Source organism: Stenotrophomonas sp. KH_036_B (assembly GCF_057839485.1).
In genome coordinates, this window is sequence record NZ_CM174491.1 from 4,069,912 (window position 1) to 4,083,881 (window position 13,970).

15 protein-coding genes are annotated in these 13,970 nt (G+C 66.3%); 4 read left to right on the forward strand and 11 right to left on the reverse strand.

The genetic code is table 11. The features are described 5' to 3' along the window. Positions 1-20 precede the first annotated feature (20 nt). A complete protein-coding gene (locus tag AC3ITN_RS18005) occupies positions 21-656 on the forward strand; it encodes an RNA pyrophosphohydrolase (RefSeq protein ID WP_313345314.1) in 636 nt (211 codons plus the stop codon). Between the two features lie 100 nt (positions 657-756). Here the strand turns inward: AC3ITN_RS18005 and rpsI are convergent, their stop codons facing one another. Beyond that, a complete protein-coding gene (gene rpsI, locus AC3ITN_RS18010) occupies positions 757-1,149 on the reverse strand; it encodes a 30S ribosomal protein S9 (protein WP_017354549.1) in 393 nt (130 codons plus the stop codon). 2 nt (positions 1,150-1,151) lie between these two features. Further along, the gene (gene rplM / locus AC3ITN_RS18015; protein WP_017354548.1) at positions 1,152-1,580 is read right to left on the reverse strand and encodes a 50S ribosomal protein L13; all 429 of its coding nucleotides are present in this window, start codon (positions 1,578-1,580) and stop codon (positions 1,152-1,154) included. A gap of 182 nt (positions 1,581-1,762) precedes the next feature. Between rplM and coq7 the strand changes: the two genes are divergently transcribed. Then, positions 1,763-2,407: a 2-polyprenyl-3-methyl-6-methoxy-1,4-benzoquinone monooxygenase gene (coq7, locus tag AC3ITN_RS18020; protein WP_313345317.1), complete on the forward strand. Its 645-nt coding sequence runs from the start codon at positions 1,763-1,765 to the stop codon at positions 2,405-2,407. Positions 2,408-2,510: 103 nt separating this feature from the next. Here coq7 and AC3ITN_RS18025 read toward each other — a convergent pair whose 3' ends face one another. Both AC3ITN_RS18025 and speD read right to left on the reverse strand, forming a co-directional pair. Beyond that, positions 2,511-2,828, reverse strand: a complete 318-nt coding sequence (locus AC3ITN_RS18025; protein WP_313345320.1) for a DMT family transporter — start codon at positions 2,826-2,828, stop codon at positions 2,511-2,513. Between the two features lie 168 nt (positions 2,829-2,996). Then, a complete protein-coding gene (gene speD / locus AC3ITN_RS18030) occupies positions 2,997-3,791 on the reverse strand; it encodes an adenosylmethionine decarboxylase (RefSeq protein WP_017354544.1) in 795 nt (264 codons plus the stop codon). Between the two features lie 171 nt (positions 3,792-3,962). Between speD and crp the strand changes: the two genes are divergently transcribed. Further along, positions 3,963-4,628 carry a cAMP-activated global transcriptional regulator CRP gene (crp, locus tag AC3ITN_RS18035; protein ID WP_313345323.1) on the forward strand — a complete coding sequence of 222 codons (666 nt, stop codon included), beginning with the start codon at positions 3,963-3,965 and terminating at the stop codon, positions 4,626-4,628. A 207-nt stretch (positions 4,629-4,835) separates the two neighbouring features. Beyond that, positions 4,836-5,594 (forward strand): sulfite exporter TauE/SafE family protein, encoded by a 759-nt coding sequence (locus tag AC3ITN_RS18040; RefSeq protein ID WP_313345325.1) that lies wholly within the window; start codon positions 4,836-4,838, stop codon positions 5,592-5,594. Positions 5,595-5,762: 168 nt separating this feature from the next. On the opposite strand, the gene AC3ITN_RS18045 is transcribed toward AC3ITN_RS18040, so the two are convergent. The 7 genes from AC3ITN_RS18045 to AC3ITN_RS18075 form a co-directional block, all read right to left on the reverse strand. Further along, positions 5,763-6,479 (reverse strand): haloacid dehalogenase-like hydrolase, encoded by a 717-nt coding sequence (locus AC3ITN_RS18045; protein ID WP_313345327.1) that lies wholly within the window; start codon positions 6,477-6,479, stop codon positions 5,763-5,765. Then, complete coding sequence (gene trpC, locus AC3ITN_RS18050; RefSeq protein ID WP_313345329.1) at positions 6,476-7,279, reverse strand: indole-3-glycerol phosphate synthase TrpC; 804 nt, start codon at positions 7,277-7,279, stop codon at positions 6,476-6,478. The genes AC3ITN_RS18045 and trpC overlap by 4 nt, the downstream gene beginning before the upstream one ends. Positions 7,280-7,343: 64 nt before the next feature. Further along, complete coding sequence (gene trpD, locus AC3ITN_RS18055) at positions 7,344-8,381, reverse strand: anthranilate phosphoribosyltransferase (protein WP_489391404.1); 1,038 nt, start codon at positions 8,379-8,381, stop codon at positions 7,344-7,346. A 33-nt stretch (positions 8,382-8,414) separates the two neighbouring features. Further along, positions 8,415-8,993 carry an anthranilate synthase component II gene (locus AC3ITN_RS18060; protein WP_489391405.1) on the reverse strand — a complete coding sequence of 193 codons (579 nt, stop codon included), beginning with the start codon at positions 8,991-8,993 and terminating at the stop codon, positions 8,415-8,417. A gap of 2 nt (positions 8,994-8,995) precedes the next feature. Further along, positions 8,996-9,790, reverse strand: a complete 795-nt coding sequence (locus AC3ITN_RS18065; RefSeq protein WP_489392967.1) for an SIMPL domain-containing protein — start codon at positions 9,788-9,790, stop codon at positions 8,996-8,998. 60 nt (positions 9,791-9,850) lie between these two features. Next, on the reverse strand, positions 9,851-11,326 hold the full coding sequence (trpE, locus tag AC3ITN_RS18070) for an anthranilate synthase component I (protein ID WP_489391406.1): 1,476 nt from the start codon (positions 11,324-11,326) through the stop codon (positions 9,851-9,853). Between the two features lie 210 nt (positions 11,327-11,536). Further along, positions 11,537-13,939 carry a Tle-like phospholipase domain-containing protein gene (locus AC3ITN_RS18075; protein WP_489391407.1) on the reverse strand — a complete coding sequence of 801 codons (2,403 nt, stop codon included), beginning with the start codon at positions 13,937-13,939 and terminating at the stop codon, positions 11,537-11,539. Between the last annotated feature and the right edge of the window lie 31 nt (positions 13,940-13,970).

The window sequence follows — 13,970 nt, forward strand, 5'->3', positions numbered from 1 at the left end:
TTTTTCTAGGAGTCCGCATCGTGATCGATCCGGACGGCTATCGACCGAACGTCGGCATCGTGCTGATGCGGCAGGACGGGCAGGTGTTCTGGGCACGACGAGTGCGCCGGGATGGCTGGCAGTTCCCGCAGGGCGGCATGAATACCGACGAGACGCCTGTCGAAGCCATGTATCGAGAGTTGCACGAGGAAACCGGGTTGTTGCCTGAGCATGTTGAAGTGCTTGGCGCGACACCCGGCTGGCTGCGCTATCGCCTGCCGGCCCGTGCCATCCGCCGCAATGAGCGGCAGGTCTGCATCGGCCAGAAGCAGGTGTGGTTCCTGCTGCGGCTGTCTGGCGACGAATCCCATGTGAAGCTGGACCACACCGACAGCCCCGAGTTCGATCAGTGGCGCTGGGTGGACTTCTGGTACCCGGTGGAGCACGTGGTGATGTTCAAGCGTGGCGTCTACGCGCGCGCGCTTCGCCACTTGGCGCCCTTGGCACGCGGCATCGCCGGCACCGGGGTGGAATCCATGCCCAAGTCGGCCCAGGAAGCCTGGATGCCCGGGCACACGGCCGGGCACGACCGCCCGCGCAAGCGCGCGCCGGCACCCAAGCGCGGCGGCGGCTACTGGCCGCGCAGCAAGACCAAGGGCGAGCCCGGGGCGGTGTAAGCCCCCGCGCCACCGCAGAAACGACAAAAGCCCGGCCGAAGCCGGGCTTTTGCGTTCCTCCCAGCGGGATCCCGAGGGATCCCACGCCAGGCGCGATGGATCAGCGCTTGGAGAACTGGGTGGCGCGACGTGCCTTGTGCAGGCCGACCTTCTTACGCTCGACTTCACGGGCGTCACGGGTCATGAAGCCAGCCTTGCGCAGCTCGGACTTCAGGGTTTCGTCGTACTCGACCAGTGCACGGGCGATGCCCAGACGGATCGCACCGGCCTGGCCGGTGGTGCCGCCGCCAGCGGCGGTGACCATGATGTCGAACGATTCGGTGTTCTTGGTCAGTTCCAGCGGCTGACGCACGATCATGCGTGCAGTCTCACGGCCAAAGAACTCGTCCAGCGGACGGCCGTTGACGGTGATGTTGCCGGCGCCCTTGCGCAGGAACACGCGGGCGGTGGAGGACTTGCGGCGGCCGGTGCCGTAGTTTTGCGTGATAGCCATGATTAGATATCCAGAACCTGAGGCTGCTGAGCGGCGTGCGGGTGCTCGGAACCCGAGTACACCTTGAGCTTGCGGTACATGGCGCGGCCCAGCGGGCCCTTCGGCAGCATGCCCTTGACGGCGGTCTCGATGACACGCTCCGGGTGGCGCTCGAGCGCCTGGGCCAGAGTTTCGGTCTTCAGGTTGCCGATGTAGCCAGTGAAGCGGTGGTACAGCTTGTCCTGCAGCTTGTTGCCGGTGACGGCAATCTTTTCTGCATTGATGACAACCAGGTAATCACCGGTATCAACGTGGGGGGTGTAGACCGGCTTGTGCTTGCCGCGCAGACGGCGGGCCAGCTCGGTGGACAGACGGCCCAGCGTCTTGCCGGAAGCGTCGACGAGATACCAGTCGCGCTGGACGGTCTCGGACTTTGCAGTGAAAGTGCTCATGAAAGAACTCAAGTAGGTCGGGCTCATTACGGCCTTGAAGCGGCCGGAACTCTGCCACGCGTTGTGAAGAGGCGGGATTGTACTGGCCATCCGGCGCACATGCAAGTTGGCCCCGGTGGCGGGTTGGCAGGCCGGTCCCGGGGGGCGAGAATCGACCCTCCCCCGCCGCGATGCCTGCCCGCATGACCGCGTTCCGCCAGATCACTCCGCTCGACCACCTGCTCACCGAGGCCCAGCGCGCACTGGACACGGTGTTCGGCAACCCGCCGGCCAGCCGCCCCTACCCGGCCGAGGCGACCCCGGACGTGCAGATGCCCGACCCGGCCCGCCGCCATGCGGCCGGCCTGATGCGGATCAACCATGTCGGCGAGGTCTGCGCACAGGGCCTGTACTTCGGCCAGGCCGCGGTTGCCCGTGAGCCGGAAACCCGCGCGCACCTGCTCGAGGCCGCCCAGGAAGAAACCGATCACCTGGCCTGGTGCGCGCAACGCCTGCGCGAACTGGACAGCCGCCCGAGCTTGTTCAACCCGATCTGGTATGCCGGCAGCTACACCATCGGCACCCTGGCCGGGCTGCGCGGCGACGGCTGGAACCTGGGCTTCGTGGTGGAAACCGAGCGCCAGGTCGAGGCGCACCTGGATGAGCACCTCGACACCCTGCCCCCGGTCGACCAGCGCAGCCGCGAGATCCTGAAGGTGATGAAGATCGACGAGGCCCGCCACGCCGATCATGCCGAGCACGCCGGCGCACGGAAGCTGCCATTCCCGATCCCAGGCGTGATGGCCTTGGCGTCCAAGGTCATGAAGACCATCGCGTACCGCCTTTAAGCCGTCACCGCGCCGGTTGCATCTGGTGGAAAGCCTCCTGAGTCGGGGGGGGGCCGCGGTTCGCGCAGCGAACCGTGGGAGCGCCAGCGCGAATGCGATGGCGTTATCCCGAAACGAGCTTCAGGCCGATCACACCGGCCACGATCAGGCCAATGCAGGCCAGGCGCGGCGCCGAGGCGCTGTCGCCAAACAGGAAGATGCCCAGCACCGCCACGCCCAGCGCGCCGATGCCGGTCCAGATCGCATAGCCGGTACCCACCGGGATGGTGCGCAGGGCCTGGGTGAGCAGGTACAGGCTGATGCCGGCCGAGATGAGGGTGGCCACCGTGGGCCAGGGCTTGCTGAAGCCGTCGCTGTACTTGAGGCCGAGCGCGAAGCCGATTTCAAACAGGCCGGCGAACAGCAGGTAGATCCAGGGCATGGGGTTGCCTCCTAAACAAAAACAAAACGGCCCGGTGTCTTCACACCGGACCGTCGTCGGTAACGTGCCGTGGAACATTAATTCTGCGCAAAACAGATGTTCCACAAGGCGGGACGTCCCGCCTTGTGCAGCACCGCCCGGGCCAGGCCCGGGCGGGTGTCATGGGTCTTACTCGGACAGATTGCGGCCGTGGAACAGCTCTTCGATCTCGCGCTTGAGCAGCGCTTCGATCTTCATGCGTTCCTTGAACGAGATGTTCTTGGCCTTTTCCTCGAACAGGTACTGGTCCAGGTCGAAGTCCTTCAGGTGCATCTTCGTGTGGAAGATGTTTTCCTGATAGACGTTGACGTCGAACATCTCGTACCGCGACTTGATGTTCTTGGCCAGGAAATTCTGGATCGAGTTGATCTTGTGATCGATGTAATGCTTCTTGCCCTTCACGTCACGGGTGAAGCCACGGACGCGGTAATCCATGATCACGATGTCCGATTCCAGACTCTCGATCAGGTAGTTCAGCGCCTTCAGCGGCGAAATCACGCCACAGGTAGCCACATCGATGTCCGCGCGGAACGTGGCGATGCCTTCCTGCGGGTGGGTTTCGGGGTAGGTATGGACCGTGATGTGGCTCTTGTCCATGTGCGCTACCACGGCATCGGAGATCAACTCCTTGCCCGCCAGCTTCTTGTCGATCACCGGTTCTTCGGAGATCAGGATCGTCACCGAAGCGCCCTGCGGATCGTAATCCTGGCGCGCGACGTTGAGGATGTTGGCGCCGATGATCTCGGCGACATCGGTCAAGATCTGAGTCAGCCTATCGGCGTTGTACTCTTCATCGATGTATTCAATGTAACGCTGACGCTCCTCTTCGGTGCGGGCGTAACACACGTCATAGATGTTGAAGCTCAGCGCCTTGGTGAGGTTGTTGAAACCCTGCAACCTCAGGCGAGGCAACGGCTTGACCACGGCGGTCGATCCTGTGTGTGGTGGGAAAGGATCAATTATGGGGCAAAGTGATCGAGGGCGAAACTTGCATTGAAACAAGTTGCTGTGTTGGGGTTTGCCCTTAACAACCCTGATCGTTAAGCTCGCGGCATATAGCCGTGAATTGTTCATGAGCAAAGGGAGCGCCTCAACGTGTCATCTGTGCGCCTTGCCACGAGTCCATTGGCCCTGGACATCGCCACCATTGATCGCTTTCTAGCCCACAGCCACCGTCGCCGCTATCCGGCCCGCACGGACGTTTTTCGGCCTGGGGACCCCGCCGGCACGCTGTACTACGTCATCAGCGGCTCGGTCTCAATAATTGCTGAAGAAGAAGACGACCGTGAGCTGGTCCTGGGCTACTTCGGCTCCGGCGAGTTCGTCGGCGAGATGGGCCTGTTCGTCGAATCGGACCGCCGCGAGGTCATCCTGCGCACCCGGACCCCCTGCGAACTGGCCGAAATCAGTTACGAGCGGCTGCACCAGCTGTTCCTGGGCCCGCTGTCGGCCGATGCCCCGCGCCTGCTGTACGCGCTGGGGCAGCAGATCTCCAAGCGCCTGCTGGACACCAGCCGCAAGGCCAGCCGCCTGGCGTTCCTGGACGTCACCGACCGGATCGTGCGCACCCTGCACGACCTGGCCCGCGAACCGGAGGCCATGAGCCACCCGCAGGGCACCCAGCTGCGCGTCTCGCGGCAGGAGCTGGCCCGCCTGGTCGGCTGCTCGCGTGAAATGGCCGGCCGCGTGCTCAAGAAGCTGCAGAGCGACGGGCTGCTGCATGCCCGTGGCAAGACCGTCGTTCTTTACGGCACGCGGTAAGCGCCGGCGCGGTGCGCCGTCACCCCACCCACGGTATGCCCACCCTACTGGCGGGCACCCTTCGGGCCGTCGCCATGCGACGTTGGCAACGGCTCCTGCCGTTCCCTTGGGGTGCTACCCCTTCGTAGTCCTGGAGGCCGGTAGGTGACAACCGTTGGTTGTCACGCCGTACCGCGGCCTTCACCGTCACCGGCTAGGCTGGGGAACATGGCACCTGGCAGCGAATTCTACTGGTTCATCCTGATCGGGCTTGGCGCGCAGCTTGTGGACGGCGCGCTGGGCATGGCGTTCGGGCTCGTCTCGTCCTCGGTGATGCTCAGCATGGGCCTGCCGCCGGCGGCGGTCAGCGCCAGCGTGCACACCGCCGAGGTGTTCACCACCGGCGCGTCGGGGGTTTCGCACCTGGCGGCCGGCAATGTGGACCGGCGGTTGTTCCTGCGCCTGGCCCTGCCTGGCGCGGTCGGCGGAATCGTTGGCGCCTATGTGCTCACCCAGCTGCCGGGCGACGCCATCCGGCCCTTCATCTACGCCTATCTGCTGATCCTGGCGATCTTCATCCTGCTGCGCGCGGCGGGACGGCTGGTACCCCGGCAGGAAGTGAAGCGGGTGCCGGTGCTGGGCTTCTTCGCGGGCCTGCTCGACGCCAGCGGCGGCGGCGGCTGGGGGCCGGTAGCCACCTCCACCTTGTTGGCCCGCGGCGGCCAGGCCCGGACCACCATCGGCACGGTCAATGCGGCCGAGTTCGTGGTGACCTTGGCGGTCTCGATCACCTTCCTGCTCTCGATGGGCCTGCAGTACCTGAACATCGTGGCCGGCCTGATGATCGGCGGCATGATGGCCGCCCCGCTGGCGGCCGTGCTGGTGAAGCGGGTGAAGGAGCGCTGGGTGCTGGTGGCGGTGGGCGTGCTGGTGCTCTCGATCAGCCTGTTCCAGATCAGCCGCGCCCTGCACGCCTGGTGGTCGTAGTGCCGGCCGCTGGCCGGCTCCTAGGTCAAGGTGGAATCCCGCGCGTACTGCCGGCCGCTGGCCGGCTCCTCGGTCAAGATGAAGTCCCGCGCGTACTGCCGGCCGCTGGCCGGCTCCTCGGTCAAGATGAAGTCCCGCGCGTCATCGGAGCTGCAGATTTCCGCCCCGTCAGGCCTTGTCCCCGCCCCGATCCACACAACCCCAGTTGAGGATGCGCGTCCCCGGCTTCAGCACCTGGCGGAAATAAGCCACGCGCGACACCTTCGGGTTCACCACCACCGGCTCCTTCGCCGCCAGCAGCAGCGGCAGGTCGGCGGTGCTGTCCGAGTAGGCCACGTCGATGTCGCCATAGCCGCGCTCGCGCAGCATGCGCATCTTCTCTTCGTTGTGGCAGTGGCGGGTGGCCCCCACCGCACCGAAGCGCGGCCCCACTTCACTGCCGATCACCGGCACGCCCTGGTGGGCGACGAACGCCAGGATGGCGCGGGCCAGCTCCGGCGGCGCGCCCGTGGCCACCACCACGCGGTCGCCCTGCGCGCGATGCGCCGCGAAGACGGCCAGCGCCTGCGGCAGCAGCTTGGCGCGCAGCTGCGCCTCGTGCTTGAGCACGTAGGCGTCGATGACCCGGTTGAAGTCGCGCGCGCGGTGCAACCCGAAGGTGGCGATCCAGACATAGGCCGAGATGCCGCGGCGGCGCGTCGGCAGCATCGCCACCAGCGGCCCGGCGATCGGCGTGACCAGCAGCGCCGCCAGCAACCGCAGCGGATTGCGCTTGATCAGCGACGCAAACAGGTGGCTGCCGGAATCGCCGTCGTAGAGGGTGTGGTCGAAGTCGAAGACCACCAGCGGCGCGTCATCACGCGGAGTCGGGTAGATCGCAGTCATGCGCTGAAGAATAGCTGACGCAGGCCCTCGCCGGGTTCCTCGACCCGCATGAAGGCTTCGCCCACCAGGAAGGCATGCACCCCGGCGTTACGCATCAGCGTGACGTCGTCAGGGCCCAGGATGCCGCTTTCGGTGACCAGCAGGCGGTCGCGCGGCACCGCCTGACGCATGTCCAGGGTGGTCTGCAGCGACACCTCGAAGGTGCGCAGGTTGCGGTTGTTGATGCCGATCAACGGCACCGGCACCTGGATGGCACGCTCAAGCTCGTCGATGTCATGCACCTCCACCAGCACGTCCATGCCCAGCTGCATGGCCAGGTCCGACAGTTCGGCCAGCTGGCGGTCATCCAGCGCGGCCACGATCAGCAGGATGCAGTCCGCGCCCAGCACGCGCGCTTCGTAGACCTGGTAGGCATCGATCACGAAGTCCTTGCGCAGCACCGGCAGGGTGCATGCCTCGCGCGCCTGCTGCAGGTAGGCATCCGACCCCTGGAAGAAATCCACGTCGGTCAGCACCGACAGGCAGCTGGCACCGCCGAACTCGTAGCTGACCGCGATATCGGCCGGGTGGAAGTCCGGGCGGATCACGCCCTTGGAGGGGCTGGCCTTCTTCACCTCGGCAATCACCGCCGGGTTGCCGGCCCTGATCGAGGCCTGCAACGCGTCGGCGAAACCGCGCACGGGCGAGGCATCGGCCAGGCGGGCCTGCAGCGCTTCCAGGGGTACCCGGGCACGGCGCTCGGCCACTTCGACGGCCTTGCGGGCCAGGATGGTCTCGAGGATGTCGCTCTTGTCGCTCATGTCGTTCGGGGTCCTTCAGGGCGGCCATTATCGGCCAGCCACGGGCAATGCGTGAAGGCGGGGCTCAGCCCGCGGTGCGGATACGGCGGGTGGCGTCGACGTATTCCTGCATGCGCTGGCGCGCGCTGCCGTCGGCAATGGCCGCGCGGGCGCGAGCCAGGCCGTCGGCGATGCTGCTCGCCACGCCGGCCACGTACAGCGCCGCGCCGGCATTGAGCGCCACGATGTCCAGTGCCGGGCCGGGCTGGTGGTCCAGCACCCCGCGCAGCATGGCGATGGATTCTTCCGGGTCGCTCACTTTCAGGTTGCGGCTGGCGGACATGGCGATGCCGAAGTCCTCCGGATGGATCTCGTATTCGCGCACCTTGCCGTCGCGCAGCTCGCCCACCAGGGTGCCGGCGCCCAGCGAGATCTCATCCATGTTGTCGCGGCCCCACACCACCATGGCGCGCTCGGCACCCAGTTCGCGCAGCACGCGCGCCTGGATGCCGACCAGGTCCGGATGGAACACGCCCATCAGCACGTTGGTGGCGCCGACCGGATTGGTCAGCGGGCCGAGGATGTTGAAGATGGTGCGCACGCCCATCTCGCGACGCACCGGCGCCACCACCTTCATCGCCGGGTGGTGCATCGGCGCGAACATGAAGCCGATACCGGTTTCGCTGATCGCACGCGCCACTTCTTCCGGACGCAGTTCGATGATCGCGCCCAGCGCTTCCACCGCATCGGCGCTGCCGGACTTCGACGAGACGCTGCGGTTGCCGTGCTTGGCTACCTTGGCCCCGGCCGCAGCGACCACGAACATGGCGCAGGTGGAAATGTTGAACGTATGCGAGCCGTCGCCGCCGGTGCCGACGATATCGATCAGGTGGGTACGGTCCTCGACCGGCACGGCCAGTGCCAGCTCGCGCATGACCGTGGCCGCGCCGGCGATCTCACCCACGGTTTCCTTCTTCACCCGCAGGCCGGTGAGGATCGCGGCGGTCATCACCGGCGAGACTTCACCGCGCATGACCTGGCGCATCAGGTCGACCATCTCGTCGAAGAAAATCTCGCGGTGCTCGATCGTGCGTTGCAGGGCTTCCTGGGGGGAGAAGGTCATGCGCGGGTTCCTTTGCGGTACGGGTGCGGCGCTTCAGCGCTGCAGGAAGTTCTTCAGCAGGGCGTGGCCGTGCTCGGTGAGGATCGATTCGGGGTGGAACTGCACGCCTTCGACCGGATGCTCGCGATGACGCAGCCCCATGATCTCCTCGACGGTGCCGTCCTCGTTCTCGGTCCAGGCGGTGACTTCCAGGCACGCGGGCAGCGTGGTCTTGTCCACCACCAGCGAGTGGTAACGGGTGGCCTGGTAGCGGTCCGGCAGGCCGGCGAACACGCCCTTGCCCTGGTGCCGGATCGACGAGGTCTTGCCGTGCATGATGGTGCCGGCACGGATCACGTCACCGCCGTACACCTGGCCGATGCCCTGGTGGCCCAGGCACACGCCGAGGATCGGCGTGGTCGGGCCGAGGCGCTGGATCAGCTCCAGCGACACGCCCGCTTCGTTGGGCGTGCACGGGCCGGGCGAGATCACGATGCGCTCGGGCGCGAGCGCGGCGATCGCATCGACGCTCAACGCGTCGTTGCGCACCACCTTCACGTCAGCACCCAGCGTCTGCAGGTATTGCACGAGGTTGTAGGTAAAGCTGTCGTAGTTGTCGAGCATCAACAACATGATCAGGATCCGTCTTTGATGAGGAAAATGGCGTACACGTTTTCGGTGTACGTAATGGGGGCAGCGGCAAGCAACTCGCCCACCGTGGACGGTGCTCCGGCGCGGGAGCCGGTGACCTGCACGCGATCCAGCGCGCGGCCCTCGGCATAGTCCTCACGGTCCGGTGCGCCGGGCGACGTCGGCCAGGTGCCGGCCTGGACACCGTAAGCGAAGCTCGGCGCCACGTCGGAAATGCTGTACAGCCCAGTGATCCGCGCGCCATAGGCCTCGGCGAGACCCTTCGCCGAAGCACGCGTCTGTGCTGCCGCTTCCGCCTTCAGCTCGGCACGCAGGCGGGCTGCGCCCGAGTAGGTCGGCGTTGCGGTGCTCACCTGCACTTCGCGGCTGGCTTTCAGTCCGCCGAGAAAAGCCTGCAGGGCCGGGGCGGTCGGGAACGCGGCTTCCAGGTCACGGCTTACGGCCGTGCCTTCAAAAACGTCCTTGCCGTCGTCGTAGCGCGTGGACGGCTCGATGCTGAGATTGTCAGCGCGCACCGTATCGGCAATGGCGCCATGCTGGGCAAACAGCTGCATCACCCGCTCGCTGTTGGCCTGCACGCGCTTTCTGGCGATGTCCGTCTGCATGTCCACCGACTCCAGCGCAGTCTTCACCACGAAGCGGTCTGGCAGTACGGTGCGGCTGGCGTTCCCCTTGACCAGCAGATGCGGTTCGGACGGAACGGTATTGGCCTGCGCCCACACATTCGGGGCCGCAACGGCCAGCGTGGACGACAACAGCAGTGCGCTCAGCAGCTTCATGCAGTATTCCCTGTCAATGGTTGCAGCGGTCGCCGTGGTGCTGGCCACGGCACGGAAGAATCACAGGCCCTTGGCGGCCTGCGCGACGGCGCGGAACAGCGCACGCCCCTTGTTCATGGTCTCGTCCCATTCCTTGCCCGGGTCGGAGTCGTAAACAATGCCGGCGCCGGCCTGCACGTGCAGGCGGCCGTCCTTGATGACCGCGGTGCGGATCGCGATCGCGGTGTCGGCGTCGCCGTGCCAGCCGATGTAGCCGATGCTGCCGGCATACACGTTGCGCTTGATCGGCTCCAGTTCGCGGATCACTTCCAGCGCGCGAATCTTCGGCGCGCCGCTGACCGTGCCGGCCGGGAACGTCGCGCGCAGCACGTCGGCATAGCTCAGGCCCGGCTGCAGCTGGCCGGTCACTTCGCTGACGATGTGCATGACATGGCTGTAGCGTTCGATCACGAACTGCTCGCCCACTTCGACGGTGCCGGCCTTGGAGACACGACCGGCGTCGTTGCGGCCCAGGTCGATCAGCATCAGGTGCTCGGCGCGCTCCTTCGGATCGGCCAGCAGTTCGGCTTCCAGCGCATTGTCCTCTTCCACCGTCGCACCGCGCGGGCGGGTGCCGGCGATCGGGCGCACGGTCACTTCGCCGTCCTGCAGACGCACCAGGATTTCCGGCGAGGAGCCGACCACCTGCACGTCGCCGGTATCGAGGAAGTACATGTACGGCGAGGGATTCAACGCGCGCAGCGCACGGTACACGTCAACCGGCCGCGCCTTGAACGGCACGCTCAGGCGCTGGCTCAGCACCACCTGGAAGATGTCACCGGCGCGGATGTATTCCTTTGACTTGTCGACCGCGGCAATGAAGCCTTCGCGGGTGAAGCCCGACACGAAGTCGTTCTCGTCCAGCACGTCGCGGGTGATCGGCGCCGGATAGCCCGCGCCCGGGGCGCGCAGCTTGGCCACCAGGCCGTCCAGCCGCGCCTGCGCCTCGTCCCATGCGCCGGTCTGGCTGGGGTCGGCATGCACGATCAGGTACAGCCGACCCTTGAGGTTGTCGAACACCGCCAGTTCTTCGGAGTGCAGCAGCAGGATGTCCGGGGTGCCCAGCTCATCGCGGCCACGCGGCGGGGCCAGGCGCGGTTCGATATAGCCGATGCACTCGAACCCGAACCAGCCCACCAGCCCACCGGTGAAGCCCGGCAGGCCCGCCAGTTTGGGGACCGAGTGGGCGCTGCGCAGCGCCTCGACCTCGGCGAACGGGTCGGCCACCTCGCGGGTTTCCACCGTCTGGCCGGACTCGCTGATGGTCAGGGTGTGGCCGTGGAAGGCGTACACCCGGCGCGCCGGCAGGCCGATGATGGAATAGCGCCCGAAGCGTTCGCCGCCTTCGACCGATTCAAACAGATAGGTATGCGGGCCGTCGGCGAGCTTCAGATAGACCGAAAGCGGCGTGTCCAGGTCGGACAGCACTTCGCGGACGACGGGGATGCGGGTGTGGCCTTCAGCGGCCTGCTGCTGGAACTGCTCGAACGTGATCAAGACGACTTTCCTTCCGGGAAACGGCGGTGGCGGGACGGACGACGGCAACAGGCCACCATCGCCACCAACGGCGAGCGGAAGAAAGGGTATGCGGGGTCGTCAGAATGGACACCCGGCGACTGTACCGCATTGGCGGCACCGGATGGAACCCGCCCGTGCGGGGCAAACCTGGCCCTGCCGGCGGTTCAGCCGCCAACAGAGCCAGAGGCGTCAGCCCATGCGGCGCGCGGCCTGCTGCTCCTGCTCACGCTGTTCGGCGCCCAGGTCGGCCACCGGTGCCGGGGCCGCCGCAGTGCGCTCCTGCTGCCGGCTGACCTCGGCCACCTGCTCGGTGCTAACGCTGAGCGGCTGCTGGCGGCCGGCCAGCACGTCCACCTGTGCCAGGTGGCGGTGCACGGAGGTGAGGTCCTGGGTATCGACCGCGAACACGCGGGTGCGGTCCTCGCTGAGCACCACCCGCTCGATGCTTTCCAGGCCTTCCTGGTTGGCCTTGGCCGCCAGTGCACCGGCCAGCTGGTCGCTCTGCAGGTCGGGCACGCGGTTGTGGGCGGCATCAATGCCGTGCACGCCGGACTGGGCGCCCTGGAAAAGATGGTAGTGCCGGTGGCCCGGGTCGTTGATGCCGAGCACCAGCGTGGACGGCTCGGCAGCGATGGCCGCATGCTTCTCCGCCGGCTGCTGGATGCGTTCGTGCTGTTCCAGCAGTTTCCGGGCCTGGGCTTCCTGTTTGGCCAGTTCCGCATCAAGACTGGGGATGACGGTATCGCCCATGCCATGGCGGGCCGCCGATTCGCCGAAGGAAGGGCTGAGCTCGTCGATCAAGCGCGCGGACCTGGCGAGGTTTGAGAGGTTGTGCAGCGCTACCGGTGGCGGCCCGGCGGGTATGTGGGTGGCCGCCGCCGTGGTGAGGCCTGCCCCTACTCCGCCCACCGTAGCGAAGACGGCCGGCGCATGCGAGCTGATGCCCTTCACATGTGACGCGGCCAGATCGTAACCGCTGTCCACATAGGCCCCGGCGGTGGCAAACCCGTTCTGCAGCTTGCCCGCCACCCACTGACCATTGTGGCCGATCACGGCGGCGCTTCTGTCGCCTGCCGCACGAATACCGTCTGCGTCGGACTGCGCGTGGCGGGTGGCGCCTTGCGCCCGGTGTTCGCCGTCGTTGCGGGTGCGCTCGGCCTCCTTGGCCAGACGCTCGGACACGCTGTCCAGGCCGACCTTGTCAGTGATCCACGACAGTGCCGACATGCCACCCGAGCGCGCCTGCGATTCGGCCCGATGCAGGGTGGCTTCGATGCTGCCGGTCAGTTCGCGTCCGGACGCGATCACGGTGGTACTGGCCTTGGTGCCGACCTGCAGGGTCGCAGAGCCGAAGTTCACCACCTGGCCAATCGCCATGCCCTCGGTCTTGAGCACGACCTCGGCACCATCGCCCACCCTGTCAAGCACGTGCGCGCCGGCGGCACCCACCCGCTCGACCTGTTCGCCGATGATGCGGCCACCGCGCATGCCGTAGCCCGTGGCATGCAGCGCATGTGACAGCGGCCCGGCCAGCTCGGCCACCTGGCTGGGTGGCGCCACGTTCGGGCGGTCGATGATTCCGTGGTTCTTGTCGTTCTTGTCGACCATCTTGGCGTCCAGCAACAGCTCCAGCTTGCCTGCCGCCACGGGAAAGTCCCGCAGCGCCTCCTGACCAGACTTGGTTGCCAGCTGTTCGACGAACTGCGCGGCCGAGGTCTGCGCGCCGGCCGGCATCATTTCGCGCAGCTTGTCGCCGACGAGCTTCTGCATGGCCGGTTCTTTCAGCAACATGCCCATTTCATTGGCGAGCACACCGTAGCCCCGGCGCTGTTCGTCGCTGAGCTTCTGCATGCCGTTCTGTACGTCATTCAACACCTCGCCAGCGGTCTGGTAGGTGTGCACGGTCTGCTGCGGATTGAAGGTGGGTAGACCGCTTTCTTTGGCGAAACGCGCAGGCGTGTCGGGATGCAGGCCTGCGGCGTTGAAGGTAGTGGCACGGGCACCCGTCACGGCGGAGGCGGCGGAAGCCATGCCGCCACCGAGGGAGTGGCCGGCGATTTCGAAGTTGCCGCCGGTCTTCTGATTCAGCATCGCACCCAACTGCATCGCGCGATCGTAGTAATCGCTGCGCATCCCGATGCCCTGCTGGCCATTGTTGAGGAAGTCCTCACCACCAGACTCTCGCCGGCCGCTCGGCGCGCCAGGGTCGACAATTTGCCCGGTCGAGCCTTTAAACACCACCACCGGTTTGGCGTGCTCGCCGAACACGCTTTTGTCGGGAATATAGATTTCCGCACGGAATCCGGAATCGGGCGGCTGCAGGCGCGTGCGGATTTCGACGTCTGACATCTCGATTCCAGCGGCGCGCAGCGCTGCGGGATCCAGACTCGCACGCGTCCAGCCCGCAGGCGGCTCACCATCATGGTTGGCCGAAGAATAGACGTCCGCAGCGAGGCCAGACATCTCGCGCGCGTGATAGGTTTCCTGGAGTCGGTCCGCCTCATTTTCATTGCCGCTGTCGCGCAGCTGCTGGACGAGAAGGTTCTGCTCCTGGATGGCGCGCGTGCGCGCCTCGTTATCGGGACCACTCATGGCATGCTCCATTGCTCAGTGAAGGCGCGCG

Bases quoted from the DNA above. Each gene is read 5' to 3' on its own strand.
- AC3ITN_RS18060 (WP_489391405.1), bottom strand. From the start codon at position 8,993: ATGTTGTTGATGCTCGACAACTACGACAGCTTTACCTACAACCTCGTG.
- trpC (WP_313345329.1), bottom strand. From the start codon at position 7,279: ATGAGCGACAAGAGCGACATCCTCGAGACCATCCTGGCCCGCAAGGCC.
- coq7 (WP_313345317.1), top strand. From the start codon at position 1,763: ATGACCGCGTTCCGCCAGATCACTCCGCTCGACCACCTGCTCACCGAG.
- AC3ITN_RS18025 (WP_313345320.1), bottom strand. From the start codon at position 2,828: ATGCCCTGGATCTACCTGCTGTTCGCCGGCCTGTTTGAAATCGGCTTC.
- AC3ITN_RS18075 (WP_489391407.1), bottom strand. From the start codon at position 13,939: ATGAGTGGTCCCGATAACGAGGCGCGCACGCGCGCCATCCAGGAGCAG.
- AC3ITN_RS18040 (WP_313345325.1), top strand. From the start codon at position 4,836: ATGGCACCTGGCAGCGAATTCTACTGGTTCATCCTGATCGGGCTTGGC.
- trpD (WP_489391404.1), bottom strand. From the start codon at position 8,381: ATGACCTTCTCCCCCCAGGAAGCCCTGCAACGCACGATCGAGCACCGC.
- AC3ITN_RS18065 (WP_489392967.1), bottom strand. From the start codon at position 9,790: ATGAAGCTGCTGAGCGCACTGCTGTTGTCGTCCACGCTGGCCGTTGCG.
- rpsI (WP_017354549.1), bottom strand. From the start codon at position 1,149: ATGGCTATCACGCAAAACTACGGCACCGGCCGCCGCAAGTCCTCCACC.
- AC3ITN_RS18045 (WP_313345327.1), bottom strand. From the start codon at position 6,479: ATGACTGCGATCTACCCGACTCCGCGTGATGACGCGCCGCTGGTGGTC.
- rplM (WP_017354548.1), bottom strand. From the start codon at position 1,580: ATGAGCACTTTCACTGCAAAGTCCGAGACCGTCCAGCGCGACTGGTAT.